This is a genomic window from Ilumatobacteraceae bacterium, assembly GCA_033344875.1.
Taxonomy (GTDB): Bacteria; Actinomycetota; Acidimicrobiia; order Acidimicrobiales; family Ilumatobacteraceae; genus Ilumatobacter.
This window is the reverse complement of the sequence record JAWPMO010000001.1, coordinates 3,074,481-3,091,610: the sequence shown is the minus strand read 5'-3', so window position 1 is coordinate 3,091,610 and position 17,130 is coordinate 3,074,481. Positions and strand designations below refer to the sequence as shown.

Here is a 17,130-nt window from a genome sequence, read left to right as displayed (position 1 = left end):
CACAATGCATCGTGGCAGCCCAGCCAAATGTCCTGAGCGATCGGTGCTCCGACGAGTTGCCCTATGACCTCACTTCCCGTTGTTCCACCGCGGTGTGGCCTGCAGGATACGGAACTTCGACCATCGGTGAGGCGCGAACCTGCTGCGTGAACCCGTCGCTTGCGGTCTCCCATTGCTTGCGTGTCCGCTGCGTGACGTTCACCTCGCGACCGAGGCGTTGCTGGGCCCGTTGGGCGGCCTCGTAGACGGCGTCGCGATCCGGTCGACCGAGGACGAGCACGTCGATGTCGTTCGGCGCAGCGCCCGGCTCACCCTGGTAGCGCGCCGCCCATGACCCGTAGATGTAGACCGCCTCGATTCGATCGACCGACGAGAACTCCTCTCCGATGACGAGTGGTGGGCCGAACGCCATGATCGCCAGCTGGCTGAGCGGCCGCAGGTACGGGTTCGCCGCGTTCGCCGACAACAGCTTCGTCCGCCCGATCGTCGTCGCGACGAGCAGCTCGGCCTCCTGCAGCCGGCGAACCTCGGTCGCGACCGTCTGGTAGGGCTCACCCGTCCGATCAGCCAACTCGTCGATCGTCCACTGCCGAGCAGTGTCGACCAGGACGAGCGCGAGCAGCTCGCCTTGGAGCTGCGAGCGGAAGACCGGTAGGAGGGGAGGTGCGGTCGCCGGCATGTTCATTATTGCTTGGATTTCAAGCGATATCAATCGAAAACCAAGCATAGACGTGGCGATTCCCGCTTGCTGACGCCACCGCGATCCGCTCGTGCAGGAGGTGTCCGCCGGGTCGATGTATCAGAGATGTATCAATCCGGTGAGCACCGCTCTGTGTCAGCCCGTTCGGGCCGTGTTGACATGTCCACGGATCGCGCCTGGTGGATGACACATTCTGACACGAGCCGACAGGACACGGCCCAGCCCGATATGCCCAAAATCCAGATTTGCAAGCAGAAGGTCGTGGGTTCGATTCCCATCGTCTCCACCAGGTCTGATCGCACCGGCAAGCGTCCGCCGCGGTGCAACGGTCCCTCGTTCGACCCGGCGATCGACCCCGGGATCGACTCGTCGTCGTGCGGGAGTCGACCAACGGCACGTAGCCCCTCGCCGGACTGCTTCAGTCCGTCGCGGTCAGGTGGATGAGCGTTGCGGTCTCGGGGTGGGTCGCCGGAAGTTGGACGCCGACCCTGGCGAGATCGCGGCCGGTCATCGTCACACCGTCGTTCCACCACGCCGGCAGCGTGCGGTTCGGACCCGTCGGCTCGTGCGGCAGCGAAACATGCCCGACCCGGTAGCGGCGGTCGACGGCGAGCCCCGGCAGACGGAGCGGCGGCGGCACGAGGCTCGCTGACGTGGCGATCCGGGCCACGCTGACCAGGGCCTCGCCACGGTCGGGCCGGTACACGCCGTGCGCGACGAACTCGGCCTCGGTGTCGAACCGCACGACGTCACCGCCGTGCAGCAGCGGCCGGAAACGCTGGTGCAGCGCCACGACCTCGGCGAGCGCGTCGAGCTCGGCGTCGCCGAGATCGCGCAGGTTCCACTCGATCCCGAGGTGGCCGAACAGCGCGGTCGCGGCACGGAACGCGAGCCCGTGGCGGCGACCGGTCGTGTGCGAGCGGGGCGGGCCGATGTGCGCCCCCATCAGCTCGGGCGGGATCAGCATCGACGCGCCGCGCTGGATCAGTTGGCGCTCGAGCGCGTCGTTGCAGTCGCTGGTCCACACGCGGTCGGTGCGGGCGAGGATCTCGTGGTCGATCCTGGCACCGCCCGAACTGCACGACTCGATCTCCACGCTCGGGTGGCGTGAACGCAACTCGTCGAGCAGCCGGTACAGCGCGAGCGTCTGGGCACGAGTCCCCGCCGCCCCGTCGGCGCCGCTGGCGGCGATGTGGTCGCGATTCATGTCCCACTTCACGTAGGCGATGTCGTGATCGGTCAGCAGCGCATCGAGCTGGCCGAGCACGTGGGCGAATGCGCCCGGCTGCGCCAGGTCGAGCACGAGCTGGCTCCGACCGAGCGGGGGTTCGTACCCGTCGGTCGTCAGCACCCACTCCGGGTGCGCTCGGAAGAGGTCGCTGTCGGGGTTGACCATCTCCGGCTCGACCCAGATCCCGAACTCCATCCCGAGCCCGGTGACGTGCCCGATCAGTGGTGCGAGCCCGTCGGGATACGCGTCGGCCGACACGACCCAGTCGCCGAGGCCCGACGTGTCGTCGCGCCGCGATCCGAACCACCCGTCGTCGAGGACGAACCGCTCCACGCCGACCCTGGCGGCACGGTCGGCGAGATCGCGCAGGGTGTCGAGGTCGTGGTCGAAGTACACCGCCTCCCACGTGTTGATCAGTACCGGCCGCGGCCGGGCCGGGTGCTCGGGGCGGGCGCGGAGGCGACGGTGGAAGCGTTGGGTCGCCGCGGTGAGCCCGGTGTCCGACCACACCGCGACGAGGTCGGGGGTGCGGTAACTCTCGCCGGGCTCGAGTGAGACCTCGCCGGGGTGCAGCAACTCGCCCATCTGGAGGTAGCGGCGGCCGTCGGCGAGCCGGTCGGCAAACCACGCATGGTTGCCGCTCCATGCGAGATGTGCACCCAGCACCTCGCCGTCCCACTCGCCGAAACCGGCGGTGCCGGCGAACAGCAGCGGCGGGGTCTCGTGCGAGGTACGGCCGCGACGGTTCTCCGCCGTGTGGGCGCCGTGCGGCCACGGCAACCGCACCTGCTGGAACTCTCGCGTCCAGCGACCGGTGAAGCTGCCGAGTTCGTCGAGGTGCTGCGGGACCGGGAGCGTGATCGACAACCCGTCGAGCAGGTAGCGCTCGTGCTTACTCAGGTTGGAAAGTTCGGTGGCGACCACGAGGCACTCGCCGACCTCGATCGTCGTGACGAGTCGGAGTTCGGCGACGGGGTCCTCCGCCACGACGGTCAAACGGCCACCGTCGAGCGTGTGCTCGCGCGGCTCGAACCGGGGCGCCCAGTGGCGACCACGCCGCCGGTGGCCGCGGAGTCCGGGTCGGCCGGTGAATCCGGCACCGTGCTCGGGCACGACGGAGAGCGGGGCGACCGCGTCGGGCGTGCCGTGCACCAGCGGCCGGTCGTCGACGTTCGCGAGCGCGCTCGGGTCGCCGATCGGCGGGCCCCAGTGCGCGACGACCGGCGCACCGTGGTCGAGATCGACGACGACGTCGAAGGACGAACCCTGCAGATGGATCACGCCGTCAGTCTGGCGAACGGACCCCGCATCGTGCCGCATCCGGCCGGGGAACGAGGCCGGCGGCCGCCACGGGAGCGCGGGCGGAACCATGCGCGCGCCTTCGCCTTGCCTGGGCCTTCGCCGTCGGTTACCTTGCACCCCCGAGGCTTATTGACACAATGTCAGTAAGGGCCCGGCTCTGCGCCGGACCCGTCTGCACAACCCAGAAAGACCGAGATGAACCCCTCAACGAGTGCACCGACCCACGACATCGGATGGGCCGGACCGTCCCGCACCGACCCCGAGGTCGTCGCCCTGCGCGACCACCTCGAGGCCAACAACGGCATCCGCGGTCTCGACGTCCTCGAGCCGACGGAGATCGAACGTGCCGTCCAACTGTTCGATCGGGACGGTTTCGTCGTCGTCCGCGATGCGCTGACCCCCGAGCAGACCGAGTTCCTCGCCAACGGCGTCCTCGAGGTCGTCGACGACATCGTCTCGCTCGACGACACACGCGACGGCAACCGCGGCTCGCATCGATACTCGTTCGGCGGCACCAGCGTCACCCGGAGCATGCTCCACCGGCCCGAGTGGCGGATGCTGCTCGACCTGCCGACCGTCACACCCCTGCTCACCGCGATCTTCGGCTCGCCGAACTACTCGGTGCGGTCCGGCAGCGGCGACTTCTGCCTGCCGGGCGCGGTCAACTACCAGCCGCTGCACTCCGACATGCGCGACTACGTCGATGCCGAGAGCACCCCGATCAGCTCGTTCATCGACCGACGCAAGTTCCTCACCACCCGTGACCTGCCGGCACCGTACGTGTGTGTCAACTTCCTCCCGTTCGACCAGACCACGCTCAACGGCCCGACCCGTCAGATCCCCGGCACGCAGCACGCTCGCGTCGCCCCGCCGTCGCTCGAGGAGGAACCCGAGTGGATGCGGCTCAGCACGGTGTGCCCGGCACCCGCCGGATCGATCCAGATTCGCGACGTGCGCGCGTGGCACGGCGGCACCCCGAACCTGTCCGACGAGGTGCGAGCGATCCCGAACATCGAGTTCTACGCACCGTGGTTCCGCGAGCCGACGATCCCCGGCATCACCTACGAGGACTTCAAGACGTTGTCACCCCACGCCCAGCACATCACGCAGCACGTCGTCCAGGACAGCTCGGAAGAACTCGACACCAGCCTGTCGTTCCGCTCCTACATGCCGTTCCGCACGTCATGAACTGGAACGAACTCGACATCGACGTCGACGGCGTCGACATCCACGTGCACCGCGGTGGGGTGTCCGGCGCGCCGGCGGTCGTCTTCGCCCACGGCTTCAGCGACGACGGGCGGTGCTGGAGTCGGTTCGCCGAGCTGATCGCCGAGCGGTTCGACGTCGTCGCGGTCGATGCCCGCAACCACGGGCGTTCGGGCCGCGGCCCGGCCGACCCCTCGATCCTGGCTGCCGACCTGGCGTCGGTCATCCGCGAGCTCGGCCTGAGCCGACCGATCCTCGTCGGTCACTCGATCGGTGCCACCACCGTCACGGTGCTGGCCGCGACCTTCCCCGAACTCGTCGGGTCGGTCGTGCTCGAAGACCCGCCGTGGCGCCCCGATCGATCGTCGGTCGACCGGGCGCGCCTCGACGGTGCGCGAGCGTGGATCGACTCGCTGGCAGGCCGGTCGGACGACGACCTCCGACGGCTCGGCCGCGAACAGCACCCGACGTGGCCCGAGGAGGAGTTCGACTCGTGGGCGCCGGCCAAGCACGGGCTCGGCCCCCGGGCGATCGAGCACCTGGCCCCGATCGAGTGGGAAGCGCTCGTGTCGTCGATCGAGGTCCCGATCCTTGTCGTGCTCGGTGACCCCGAACTCGATGCGATCGCCACGCCCGAGCTCGCGGCGCAGATCAGCGCTCGCAACGAGCGGGTGACGGTCGGCTCGGTGGCCGACGCCGGCCACAACATCCGACGTGAGAACCTCGTCGGCTTCGCCGACGTCGTGGTGCCGTTCCTCGACGCGAACAGCTCGCCGGCCGCCTGAACCTCACCGGCCGGGCGTCACCAGGCGTAGGCCTCGGGTGCCGGACCGGGCCCGGGGAAGATCTCGTCGAGGCGCGCCAGCACGTCGTCGTCGAGGGTGAGATCGAGCGACTGCAGCGCATCGTCGAGCTGCGCATCGGTGCGCACGCCGATGATCGGCGCGACGACGCCCGGCCGGTCGCGCAGCCACGCGGTGGCGACGATCGCAGGAGCGTGCCCGATCTCGGCGCACAGGGCTTCCCACGCCGCGAGTTGTTCGCCGACACCGGCTGCCTCGGCGCGGGCGCTCTGGCGTCGCTGCGACTCGGCGTCGGGGGCGCCGGCGAGCAGACCGCCGCCGAGGGGGCTCCACGGCACGATCCCGATGCCGTAGTGCTGCGCCGCGGGGATGACCTCCATCTCGATCGCGCGGGTGGCGAGGTTGTACAGACTCTGCTCCGACACGGGGCCGAGCGTGGATCGCGCGGCGGCGCGTTCCATGCCGGACGCGAGCGACCAGCCGGGGAAGTTGCTGGTACCGAGATAGGTGATCTTGCCCTCGGCGACGAGCCGGTCGGTGGCGGTGTAGACCTCGTCCCACGACGCGGCCCGGTCGAGGTGGTGGAGCTGGTACAGGTCGATGTGGTCGGTCTGGAGGCGTCGCAGGCTCGCCTCGCACGCCCGCCGGATGTGGAATGCCGACAGGCCACGCTCGTTGGGGCCGTCGCCCATCGGCTCGTGCACCTTGGTGGCGATGACGAGCCGGTCGCGGTCGGAGCGTCCGGCGAGCCACTCGCCGACGATGGTCTCGGTCGTGCCGACGCCCATCCGGCCGCCGTACTGATTGGCGGTGTCGATGAAGTTGATGCCGGCGTCGACCGCGTGGTCGAGGATGCGATGGGCATCGGCGGCCGGGGTGTGCGGCCCGAAGTTCATCGTGCCGAGTGCGATCGGGCTCACTCGGACGGCCGTGCGGCCGAGTCGGCGGTACTCCACTGGGTTCCTCGTTTCGTCGTGATCGGAGCAGCGTCCGATCGGTTCCGGTGCTCGTGTCGACCGAAGTCTCGATCGACAGTGTTGTCGATATTGACAGCAAAGGAAAGCAACAGCAAGAATATCGAAAGTGAGTGAAACTCGGGACGGCCAGATGGGGGCAGACCCGCGGTTCGATGGCAGCGCCGACGACGGCAGCGAGCCACTGCCGGTCGAGCTGCGCCTGCGCGCGGAGCACGAATTGCTCGTCCGGCACGGATTCGCCCGGGTTCGCGACCTGTCCGACCGATTCGGGGTCAGCACGGTCACGATCCGCCACGACCTCCAGCAACTCGAGGAGCGCCAGCTCGCGCGGCGGGTGCACGGCGGCGCCATGCCGGCGGCCGGCTCACGCATCGAGCGCAGCTTCGAAGAGGTCATGACCGTCCAGGCCGACCAGAAGGCGGCCATCGCGCGCGCCGCTGCCGATCTGATCACATCGGGTGAGTCGTTGCTGCTCGACGTGGGCACCACGACGGCGGCGTTGGCCGACGAGCTCGTCGCCCGCCGTGACCTCGCCGATCTCACCGTCTTCACGAACGGGCTCAAGATCGCGCTGGCGCTCGAGGCCGCCCACCCGCGGTTCGCGATCGTCGTCACGGGCGGGACCCTGCGACCCAAGCAGCACAGCCTCGTCGAGCCGCTCGCGGCGCCGATGCTCGACTCGCTGCGGGTCGACACGGTGTTCATCGGATGCAACGGGGTCGATGCCGACGGCGGTGTCACCAACATCAACCTGCCCGAAGCAGCGGTGAAGCGCAGCATGATCGGCGCCGCCGCACGCTGCGTCGTCGTCGCCGACAGCAACAAACTCGGGAGCCGTGCGCTGGCGTCGGTCTGTGCGATCGACGACGTCGACGTCGTGATCACCGACCGGGGCGCCGACGCCGACACGGTCGACGCCATCAGATCGAAGGGGGTCGACGTCATCATCGCCGAATGACGTCGACCACGAACGTCCGGCCGGGATCCCGCCCGGCACCGTCCGACACCGCCCGGAGGGTGAGGCATCGCCGCACCCCCGAGGAACCAGGAGCGCAACGTGCAGACAACGAAACGGATCGCCGCAGCCGTGCGGATCGCGATCTCCACCATCGAGCTCGCGCATCCGTCCGAATCCTTCCGGAAGCAGCCGGCCTGATGGGTGAACAGCGAACCGACCCGCACCTGGGCACCGTCGTCCACATCGTCGGCACCCGCCAGAAGCGGCCGAACCTGCCGTCGTCGGGCTGTCCGTTCTGCGTCGGTGGGCTCGAGGTGCCGGATCCCTACGACGTCCGATGGTTCCCCAATCGCTGGCCGGCGATGGAGGGCGACCGATGCGACGTGGTGCTCTACACATCCGAACACGACGCGACCTTCTGGTCGCTGGGCGCCGAGGGCGCTCGCAAGGTCATCGACCTCTGGGCCGACCGCACCGCAGCGCTCGGCGCCCGCGACGACGTCGACTACGTGCTGGTGTTCGAGAACCGAGGTGCCGACGTCGGCGCCACGATCGCCCACCCGCACGGTCAGATCTACGCATACGACCACGTGCCCGCGCGTCAGGCGCGGCGTCTCGGCGCCGGCTGGCGACCCGACCCGGACCCGGGCGACCGGCTCGTCGTCGAGCGCGACGGTTGGTCGGCGTGGGTGCCGTATGCGCCGACGTTCCCGCTGTCGATCGAGGTCGCGCCCGGTCATCGGGTGGCCGACCTCCCGTCGATGTCCGACACCGACCGCGACCGGCTCGCCCACGTGCTGGTCGACGTGCTCGGTCGCCTCGACCGGCTGTACGACGCCCCGGTGCCGTACATGATGTGGCTCAACCAGCGGCCGACGGTGACCGACGGTCACGACGACGCATGGTTCAACATCGAGATCGTGTCCCCGTGGCGATCGGCCGGCGTGCAGCGGTTCATCGCCGCCGCCGAGGTCGCGAGCGAGGAGTACTTCAACCCGGTGATCCCCGAAGCGGTGGCCGAACAGCTCCGATCGATCGACGAGGGACGGTGACGCGATGCTGCCCGTGATCGGAACCCTCGCCCCGTGGACCGACTCCACACTGCTGCAACTCGGCCGCCTCCCCGCCCACACGCCGCTCGCAGGTTTCCGGCGACAGTCGCTCGACGGGCCGTGGCAGCTCGAGATGTTCGAGACGCCCGACGTCGTCCCCGCCACGGCGATCGCCGGGTCTCGCGCGCGAGCGGTCGAGGTGGCCGTTCCCGGCAACTGGACGATGCAGGATCTCGGCGGTTTTGTCGACCTGCCGCAGTACACCAACATCCAGATGCCGTTCGAGGGCCCCCCGCCCGCGCTGCCCGACCGCAACCCGACCGGGGTCTACCGCAGGACCTTCCGGGTCCCGAAGGGCTGGGCGCGCACTCGCGTGGTGCTCGGCGTCGAGGGTGCCGAGAGCGTGCACGCGGTGTACGTCAACGGCGAGTTCGTCGGCTACGGCACCGACAGCCGCCTCCCGAGTGAGTACGACGTCAGCGCCCACGTCCACAGCGGCGACAACGAGATCGCGATCGTCGTCGTCAAGTTCAGCGCCCACAGCTACGTCGAAGACCAGGACCAGTGGTGGATGGGCGGCCTGCACCGCCCGGTGTGGATCGAGCCGCGGCCGGCGACCCACCTCGCCGACATCCCGGTCACGACGACGTTCGATCCGGCCACCGGTGCCGGTGCGGTCGCGGTGTCCGCGATGGTGTCGTTCGGCGCCGCACCCGAGTCGGGCTGGTCGGCGCGCACCACGCTGACCGACCCGAACGGCAAGCAGGTCGGTCGTCCGCAGGTCGGCGTCGTACCCCACGAGCACGCGCGTCCGTACGAGTTCGCCGGCTTCGTGGTCGACGCGCGGTTCGAACTGCGACGGGCCCGACCGTGGAGCGCCGAACGGCCCGATCGGTACACGGTCACCGTCGAATTGCTCGACCCTCGCGATCGGGTCCGCCACACCGAGACCGCGCTCGTCGGTGTGCGCTCGGTCGAGGTGCGCGACCGGCGACTCCTCGTCAACGGCCGGCCGGTCTGGATCTTCGGCGTCAACCGACACGACCATCACCCCGACCGGGGCAAGGCGGTCACCGTCGACGACCTGCGCGCCGATCTGGTGGCGATGCGCAAGCACAACATCACGGCGATCCGCACGTCGCATTATCCGAACCGCGACGAGTTCTACGACCTCTGTGACGAACTCGGGTTCTACGTGATCGACGAAGCCAACATCGAGTCGCATGGCTACAACCGGAGCGTCTGCGACGATCCGCGCTACCGGGCCGCGTGGCTCGATCGCGGTGCTCGGATGGTGCAGCGCGACCGCAACCACCCGTCGATCATCATCTGGAGCCTCGGCAACGAGGCCGGCTACGGCGTCAACCACGACGCGCTCGCCGGGTGGATCCGCCGGGCCGACCCGACCCGCCCGCTCCACTACGAGGACGCGATCCGGATCGAGGGGTGGGACGACGGCGGACGTCCGGCGACCGACCTCGTGTGCCCGATGTACCCGACGATCGACGAGATCCGTTCGTACGGCGAACGTGGCGTCGGCGACCGGCCGCTGATCCTGTGCGAGTACAGCCACGCCATGGGGAACAGCAACGGCTCGCTGGCCGACTACTGGGATGCCATCACCGGCACCGACGGCCTGCAGGGCGGATTCCTGTGGGAGTGGAAGGACCATTCGCTCCGGCAGCACCTCGACGACGGCACGACCCGGCTCGCCTACGGCGGACAGTTCGGCGACGTGCCGCACGACTGCAACTTCGTGGCCGACGGCCTGATGTCGTCGGAACTGGTGCCGCACCCGGCCGCACGTGAGCTGGCCTGGGTGTATCGCCCGATCACCGTCACGTCCGTCGACGGTGGTGTCCGGGTGGAGAACCGGCGCTCGTTCAGCGATCTCCGCGACTTGCGACCGACCTTCGTGGCGCTCCGCGACGGCGAAGTGGTCGGGCGGCCCCGTTGGTCGGCACCGAAGTTGGCGCCGCACACGTCGGTCGACGTCGCGCTGCCGGACGTCCCCGACGGCACCGATCTGATGCGCGTCGAGTGGCGCACGCGGGCCGACACCTGGTTCGCGCCGAAGGGCCACCTCGTCGCCTGGGACGAGGTCGTGATCGCCGAACCGTCGGGCGGATCGACGCGGTCCGCGTCGGGTCGGGCGCCCGGCGACCTGGTCGATCCTCGACTGCACCTGTGGCGGGCCCCGGTCGACAACGACGGCTTCAAGTTGATGCCCGACCTGGCACGCCGACTCCGGGTCGGCGGGCAGGCGCTGGGTTCGTGGCAGGACGCCGACGTCGACGTGCGCGACGCGGAGGAACTCGTCGAGCACCGGGTCTCGGTGACCGAGACGGAGGCGGGCACCGTCTACCGCCACGTCGTCGAGGTGCCGGACGACCTCGCCGATCTGCCACGGGTCGGCGTCGTGTTCGGCCTACCCGAGACCTTCGACCGGGTTCGGTGGTACGGGCGGGGACCGCACGAGAACTACGCCGACCGCAACCGGAGCGCGATGCTCGGCATCTGGGAGGGGGCGCCCGACGAGTTGCCGTACCTGGTACCGCAGGAGTTCGGCTTGCGCACCGAGTGTCGCTGGGTCGACCTGATCGAATCGTCGACCGGACGCATCGTGCGCGTCGACGCGATCGATCGTCCGCTCCAGGTGTCGGCAACCAGGTACCACGCAGCCGACCTGACCGCCGGTGCGAGTTCGTTCGATCTCTCGCCGTCACCCGAACTGGTCGTGCACCTCGACGTGGCTCACCGCGGGCTCGGCACCGCGAGCTGCGGACCCGAGGTGCTCGAGCGGTATCGCCTCGCCGCCGGCGCCCACGAGTTCTCGTATCGCGTCGCCGTCGTCGATCCCTGACGTCGACTCGGCGCGACGCGTCGCACCGATCGTGGCGGTCGACGATTGAACCGCGGTCGGGCGGGGTAGAGGTCCGACGGGGCGTGTTGCACCGGGGGTGCAGCTGCGCGGATTTCGCCAGGTGCTCGTCCCGAACGGACCATGACACGCACACTCCCCGCCACGCTCGACCCCAGCGGTTCCGCCGCCCGGGAGATCGCCGAACTGTGGTGGCTCCTGGTCGGACTCGGTGCGGTCGCCTTCGTGGTCGTCGCAGTCGGTCTCGGGATCGGACTCCTCCGACGCCCGGCCGACGACGGTGACGTGGCTCGACCGGCGGCCGGAAGGTGGCTGATCGGCGGCGGGGTGGTGCTGCCGACCGTGCTGATCGTGGTCGTGTTGGTCGCGACCGTCGCGTCGATGCGAGCCGTGTCGAGCGATCCCACGGACGATGCGGTCAGGATCGAGGTGACCGGCCACCAGTGGTGGTGGGAGGTCCGCTACCCGGACGACGGGGTGGTGACCGCGAACGAGGTCCACATCCCGGCGGGACGCGACGTCGTGCTCGAACTGCGCTCGGCCGACGTGATCCACAGCTTCTGGGTCCCGGCGCTGGCCGGCAAGATGGACCTGCTCCCGGAGCGCTCCAACACGCTGGTGATCGACGCCGATCGTCCCGGCCGGTACGAGGGCGTGTGCGCAGAGTTCTGCGGCATCCAGCACGCCAACATGCAGCTCGTCGTGGTCGCCCACGACGAACCCGGTTTCGCCGGCTGGCTCGATGCGCAGCGACAGCCCGCCGTCGAGCCCACCGGCGAACTCGAGACCCGGGGCGAGCACGTGTTCGTCGATCGTGGCTGCGCCGGTTGCCATCGCGTCGGCGGCACCGACGCCGCCGGCGACGACGGACCCGACCTGACGCACGTCGCCTCCCGCGCGGCGATCGCCGCGGGGACGCTGGACAACACGCTGCCCAACCTGCGTGAGTGGATCCTCGACCCGCACGCGATCAAGGACGGCGTCCTCATGCCGGCGGTCCAGCTCGACCCCGACGAGCTCGACGCCCTCGTCGCGTACGTGGGAGCGCTCCGATGACCGACGACGCCGGGCTCGGCGACACGGGTCGACACGAGTTCCGGCCGGGTCCCGACGGTGAGCCGCTGACCGATTCCTCGACGCCGGTCGCGGCGTCGCCCGACACCACCCGAGAACTCGACCGGCTGTGGGACGACCGTCCCGGCATCTGGGGCAAGCTCACCGCCGTCCAGAACGACGCGATCGGCGTGCGGATGGTGCTCACCGGCTTCTTCTTCCTGCTGCTCGGCGGCAGCGTCGACTCGTTCGTGATGCGACTGCAGCTGGCGCGCCCCGAGAGCGACCTGATCGGGCCGCAGCTCTACAACGAACTGTTCACCAACCACGGCTCGGTGACGATGTTCCTCGTCATCCTGCCGATCTTCGAGGGCTTCGCGATCCTCGTGCTCCCCATGATCCTCGGATCGCGTGAGATGCCGTTCCCACGGCTCGGCGCCTTCGCCTACTGGACCTTCCTGATGGGCGGGTTGCTCTACTACAGCTCGACACTGTTCCAAGCGGTGCCCGACGCCGGTTGGTTCGCGTACACACCGCTGAGCGGCCCGCTCTTCTCGCCCGACCTGAACATCGACTTCTGGGTGCTCGGGCTCGGCGTCGCCGAGGTCGGAGCGATCGCCGGTGCCGTCGAGATCATCATCGCCGTGCTCAAGCTCCGAGCGCCTGGCATGTCGCTCACGAAGCTCCCGCTGTACGCCTGGTCGATGCTGGTGACCGCGTTCATGATCCTCTTCGCGTTCACGCCGCTGATCGTCGGCAGCCTGCTGCTCGAACTCGAACGCGGCTTCGGGATGAGGTTCTTCGATCCGGACCGCGGGGGGAGTTCGCTGCTGTGGCAGCACCTGTTCTGGATCTTCGGTCACCCGGAGGTCTACATCCAGTTCCTGCCGGCGACCGGCATCGTCTCGATGGTGCTGCCGGTCATGGTCGGTCGGAAGATCTCCGGCTATTTCTGGATGGTCGCCGCCATGATCGGCATCGGGTTCCTGTCGTTCGGCCTCTGGGCGCACCACATGTTCACGGTCGGTCTGCCGGCGATCGTCCTGGCATTCTTCGCCGCGGCCAGCATGATGATCGCGATCCCTGCGGGGGTGCAGATCTTCTCCTGGATCGGGACGATCTGGGACGGCCGCGTCCGCTGGAACACCCCGTTCCTGTTCGTCATCGGGTTCCTGGTCACGTTCGTGCTCGGCGGCATCACCGGCGTGATGGTCGCGGCCGTGCCGTTCGATCAGCAGGCGCACGACTCGTACTTCGTCGTCGGACATCTCCACTACGTCCTGATCGGCGGCGTCGCGTTCCCGATGTTCGCCGGTGTGTACTACTGGCTCCCGAAGTTCACGGGTCGCATGATGAACGAGCGGCTCGGACGGTGGAACTTCTGGTTGCTGTTCGTCGGCGTGCACGTGACGTTCGGACCGATGCACATCGTCGGCCTGCTCGGCATGCCCCGCCGGATCTCCACGTACGCCGCCGAGACCGGATGGGGACCCTACAACCTCGTGTCGTCGCTCGGGCTGCTGTTGATCATCCCCGGTCTCGCGTGCTTCGTCGTGAACCTCGTGTACAGCTACTTCCGCGGCCGTCCGGCCGGACCGAACCCATGGGGTGGCGACAGCCTCGAGTGGGCGCTGCCGTCACCGCCGCCGCAGCAGGGTTGGACCGAGTACCCGATCGTGCGGAGCCGTCACCCGCTCTGGGACCAGGACGATCTCCACACCGGCGAACCGCGCCACGAGCGACTCGTGCGGTCGATCGGTCAATGGCCGCTGCGCTGGCGAGCGGTGCTCGTCGTCGGGACCGCCGACGGCGAGCCGGAGGAGATCTTCCGGGTAGCGAACACGTCGATCTGGCCGTTCGTCACGGCGCTCGGCACGGTGGGCATCTTCGCGAGCGAACTGCTCAAGATGCGGGTGGGAGCGCTGGTGAGCGCGGCGGTCGTCGTCGGTGCCGCGCTCATGTGGAACCGTCCGTCGGAACCGCCGATGACCGAGGAGGAGGAACTCGCGTTCGAGGCGGAGCACGGGGTGCCCGTGCGAGCGTCGGGCAGCCTGATCGTGGCCCGGTGGGGGATGGGCATCGCGATCCTGTTCCTGTCGATCGCGTTCAGCAGCTTCCTGCTCAGCTACTTCTATCTCCGGATCGAGAACCCGGTCTGGCCGCCAGCCGGCGTCGAACGGCCGTCGGTGGCGGTGGCGGTCGTGGCGGCGGTGCTGTACGTGACCGGCGTGGCCGCGATGTGGGTCGCGCGACGGCGGCTGCTCGTCGGGGACCAGCGTGGGCTCCGTGTCGGCTTCGCTGCTGCGACCGTCCTCCTCCTCGCCGGCGGTGGTGTCCTGGTACGCGACCTGGCAGCGACGCCGTTCGCGTCGTCCGATCACTCGTACGGTTCGATCTTCCACACGCTCGGGGGATACGTCGTCGTCGTCACGTTCATCGCGCTCGTCATGTCGGTCTCGACCCTGGTGTACGCCGTCCGGGGTCACTATTCGGCGCGGAGATTCTCACCGGTCGACAACGTCACCCGTTTCTGGATCGCGACCGGCGTGATCGCGATCGTCTCGCTCGTGGTGCTCTACGGGGCCCCGGTGTTGACGTCGTGAGGTCATCGTGAACCGTCCACCGACCGACACGCTCCGCGAGCCGCACGAGCCGCTGGTCGAGACGCCCGGGACGATCGGGATGTGGGCGGTGGCACTCGCCGGGCCGATCCTCGTGATGGCTCATTTCTGGTTCGTGTACCTGGCTGCCGAAGCCGTGTGCGAGGCCGACCGGACCGGCGGAATGCGATTCGTCTCGACCGCTGGGCTGGAGTGGACCGTCGTCGCCGCGACCGCCGTCGGTGCCCTGGCGGCACTGGTGGCCGCATGGATCGGCTGGCGTTCGATCGGCAGCCGCATGTTGGCGAAGGTGGGCGCGATCATGTCGGTCGGGTCGGCGGCGACGATCCTCGCCGTCGGGCTCCCGGTGCTGGTGCTCGGGCCGTGTTGAGCCTCGTCGCGCACAGTGGCGCACCGTTGCGCCCGCACGACCTGTGGTCGGCATGGCAGTTCGATCCGTTCGTCGTCGTCGGTCTGGTCGCCGTCGCGGCGCTGCACTGGCGTGGCTGGCGCCCGGCCGACGGCGCAGCCAGGGCATGGTCCTGGTGGGTCGGTTGGGTCGCGCTCGTACTCGCACTCGTCTCACCACTCGACGCGCTGGCCGGCGTGCTGATCAGCGCCCACATGGTGCAGCACGTTCTCCTGGTGGCCGTCGCGGCTCCGCTGCTCGCAGCCTCGGCACCGGGGGCGGCCCTCGTGCGCGGGATGCCGGGAGCGATCCGCCGTGTGGCGGCATCGGCGCCGTCGCGCCTCGGTCTCGGGCTCGGTGCGCTCCGCCTGCTGCGGGGTCCCACCGCACGGTGGCTCGTGTTCGTCGGCTCCTTCTGGCTCTGGCACGCCTCGGTGCTGTACGGCGCCGCGGTCGAGTCGGACTGGGTTCACGCGCTCGAACACGCCAGTTTCCTCGGGGCCGGTCTGGCCCTGTGGTCGGTCATCGTCGGCCCACGCCGGGTCCGGGTCGACCGTGGTCGGGCGGTGGTCATGGTGTTCCTGCTCGGGCTCCAGAGCGTGTTGCTGGCCACCCTGATCACGTTCGCCACGACCCCCTGGTACGAGCCGTACTCGACCCCGGCGCCCGGCTGGGGCCTCGACCCGTTGGCCGACCAGCAGCTCGCCGGCGTGGTGATGTGGGTACCGTCCGGCCTGATCCTGACCGTGGTGGGCATCGTCATCCTCGTCCGGTGGCTGCGCGAGATCGACGACGAGGATTCACGGCGCGGCCGGCTGGGTACGTTGCCGAGGTGAGTGGAACCGTGACCGAATCGGATGACCGCGACGTCGGTCGCGCTGCGGTGCCGCGCCTGCTCGAAGTCGGTTCGGCCTGGGGGTGGAGGTTCCTGGTGGTCGTGGCGGCGGTGCTGACGACCGGTTGGCTCCTCGTGCAGCTCCGTGTGGTCCTGATCCCCGTGTTCGTGGCGCTCATCCTCGCTGCACTGCTCCAACCGGCCGTCGATCTCCTCGACCGCTGGATGCCACGGCTGCTCGCCGTCTGGGTGGTCCTGCTGGCGGTCGTGGCCGGACTGACCCTGTTGATCTACGTGCTGCAGGCGCCCGTGCGCGATGCGATCGACGAGCTCTCCAACTCGTGGGACTCCGCTCGTGCCGAGATCGAGGACTGGTTGCGCACCGGCCCGCTCGGGCTCGACCAGAGCCAGGTCGATTCGCTCGTCGATCGGGTCAACACGGCGGGTCGACAGTTCCGGAACGGCTTGTTCAGCAGCAGCTCCGGCAGTGCTCGCATGGCCGCGGAGGTGGCCGGCGGGTTCTTCCTGACGATCGTGCTCACCTTCTTCTTCACGAAGGACGGGTCGTCGATGTGGCAGTGGGCCGTCGACCGGATCCACCCCAGGCGTCGCACGGTGCTCGACCGTGGGGGTGTGGCGGCGTTCGGTGCCCTGCAGGGCTGGATTCGTGGGGTGGCGATCACCGGCGCCGTCGACGGACTCCTGATCGGCATCGCCCTGTTCGTCCTCGGTGTCGACGCCGCGCTCCCGCTCGCCGTCATCACGTTCTTCGCCGCGTTCTTCCCGATCGTCGGCGCCACGCTCGCCGGCGCGCTGGCCGCAGCGGTGGCGCTCGCGACGCAAGGACCGCAGACCGCCCTCATCGTGGCGGTCGTGGTGCTCGTCGTCCAGCAGGTCGAAGGTGACGTGCTGCTGCCGATCGTCATGTATCGCCAGGTCGCTCTCCACCCGGTGGTGGTGCTGCTCGCGCTCGCCGTCGGCAGCGCGATCGGTGGGATCCTGGGTGCGATCGTCTCGGTGCCGCTCACGGCGTCGGTCACCGCCGCCATCGCCGCGGCCCGGAAGTGTCCGGACGACGACGGCGACGAGGTGCCCGACGCCGACGTCGCCATCGCGACGTAGC

General features: G+C 69.3%; 13 protein-coding genes. 10 read left to right on the top strand and 3 right to left on the bottom strand.

All coding sequences use genetic code 11. The features are described from left to right. Positions 1–61: 61 nt before the first annotated feature. Together R8G01_14635 and R8G01_14630 are read right to left on the bottom strand one after the other, a co-directional pair. Positions 62–679 (bottom strand): hypothetical protein, encoded by a 618-nt coding sequence (locus R8G01_14635; protein ID MDW3215235.1) that lies wholly within the window; start codon positions 677–679, stop codon positions 62–64. A gap of 439 nt (positions 680–1,118) precedes the next feature. Further along, entirely contained in the window at positions 1,119–3,212 is a 2,094-nt protein-coding gene (locus R8G01_14630; protein MDW3215234.1) for an alpha-galactosidase, read from the bottom strand. A gap of 216 nt (positions 3,213–3,428) precedes the next feature. On the opposite strand from R8G01_14630, the gene R8G01_14625 reads away from it, so the two are divergent. Continuing rightward, entirely contained in the window at positions 3,429–4,421 is a 993-nt protein-coding gene (locus R8G01_14625; protein MDW3215233.1) for a phytanoyl-CoA dioxygenase family protein, read from the top strand. Next, a complete protein-coding gene (locus R8G01_14620) occupies positions 4,418–5,224 on the top strand; it encodes an alpha/beta hydrolase (protein MDW3215232.1) in 807 nt (268 codons plus the stop codon). Before R8G01_14625 ends, R8G01_14620 begins: the two co-directional genes overlap by 4 nt. A gap of 17 nt (positions 5,225–5,241) precedes the next feature. Here R8G01_14620 and R8G01_14615 read toward each other — a convergent pair whose 3' ends face one another. Then, entirely contained in the window at positions 5,242–6,198 is a 957-nt protein-coding gene (locus tag R8G01_14615; protein MDW3215231.1) for an aldo/keto reductase, read from the bottom strand. A gap of 127 nt (positions 6,199–6,325) precedes the next feature. Here R8G01_14615 and R8G01_14610 point away from each other — a divergent pair, with 127 nt between their 5' ends. The 8 genes from R8G01_14610 to R8G01_14575 all read left to right on the top strand — a co-directional run bounded on the left by R8G01_14610 (position 6,326) and on the right by R8G01_14575 (position 17,129). After that, on the top strand, positions 6,326–7,177 hold the full coding sequence (locus tag R8G01_14610) for a DeoR/GlpR family DNA-binding transcription regulator (protein ID MDW3215230.1): 852 nt from the start codon (positions 6,326–6,328) through the stop codon (positions 7,175–7,177). 197 nt (positions 7,178–7,374) lie between these two features. Then, positions 7,375–8,229, top strand: a complete 855-nt coding sequence (locus R8G01_14605) for a hypothetical protein (protein MDW3215229.1) — start codon at positions 7,375–7,377, stop codon at positions 8,227–8,229. A gap of 4 nt (positions 8,230–8,233) precedes the next feature. Continuing rightward, positions 8,234–11,092, top strand: a complete 2,859-nt coding sequence (locus R8G01_14600) for a glycoside hydrolase family 2 TIM barrel-domain containing protein (protein MDW3215228.1) — start codon at positions 8,234–8,236, stop codon at positions 11,090–11,092. Positions 11,093–11,233: 141 nt separating this feature from the next. Beyond that, positions 11,234–12,166: a cytochrome c oxidase subunit II gene (gene coxB, locus R8G01_14595; GenBank protein ID MDW3215227.1), complete on the top strand. Its 933-nt coding sequence runs from the start codon at positions 11,234–11,236 to the stop codon at positions 12,164–12,166. After that, positions 12,163–14,766, top strand: a complete 2,604-nt coding sequence (locus R8G01_14590; protein ID MDW3215226.1) for a cbb3-type cytochrome c oxidase subunit I — start codon at positions 12,163–12,165, stop codon at positions 14,764–14,766. Before coxB ends, R8G01_14590 begins: the two co-directional genes overlap by 4 nt. Before the next feature lie 7 nt (positions 14,767–14,773). Beyond that, entirely contained in the window at positions 14,774–15,154 is a 381-nt protein-coding gene (locus tag R8G01_14585) for a hypothetical protein (protein ID MDW3215225.1), read from the top strand. Beyond that, entirely contained in the window at positions 15,148–16,008 is an 861-nt protein-coding gene (locus R8G01_14580) for a cytochrome c oxidase assembly protein (GenBank protein MDW3215224.1), read from the top strand. Before R8G01_14585 ends, R8G01_14580 begins: the two co-directional genes overlap by 7 nt. After that, positions 16,005–17,129 (top strand): AI-2E family transporter, encoded by a 1,125-nt coding sequence (locus tag R8G01_14575; protein ID MDW3215223.1) that lies wholly within the window; start codon positions 16,005–16,007, stop codon positions 17,127–17,129. Before R8G01_14580 ends, R8G01_14575 begins: the two co-directional genes overlap by 4 nt. Position 17,130 lies beyond the last annotated feature (1 nt).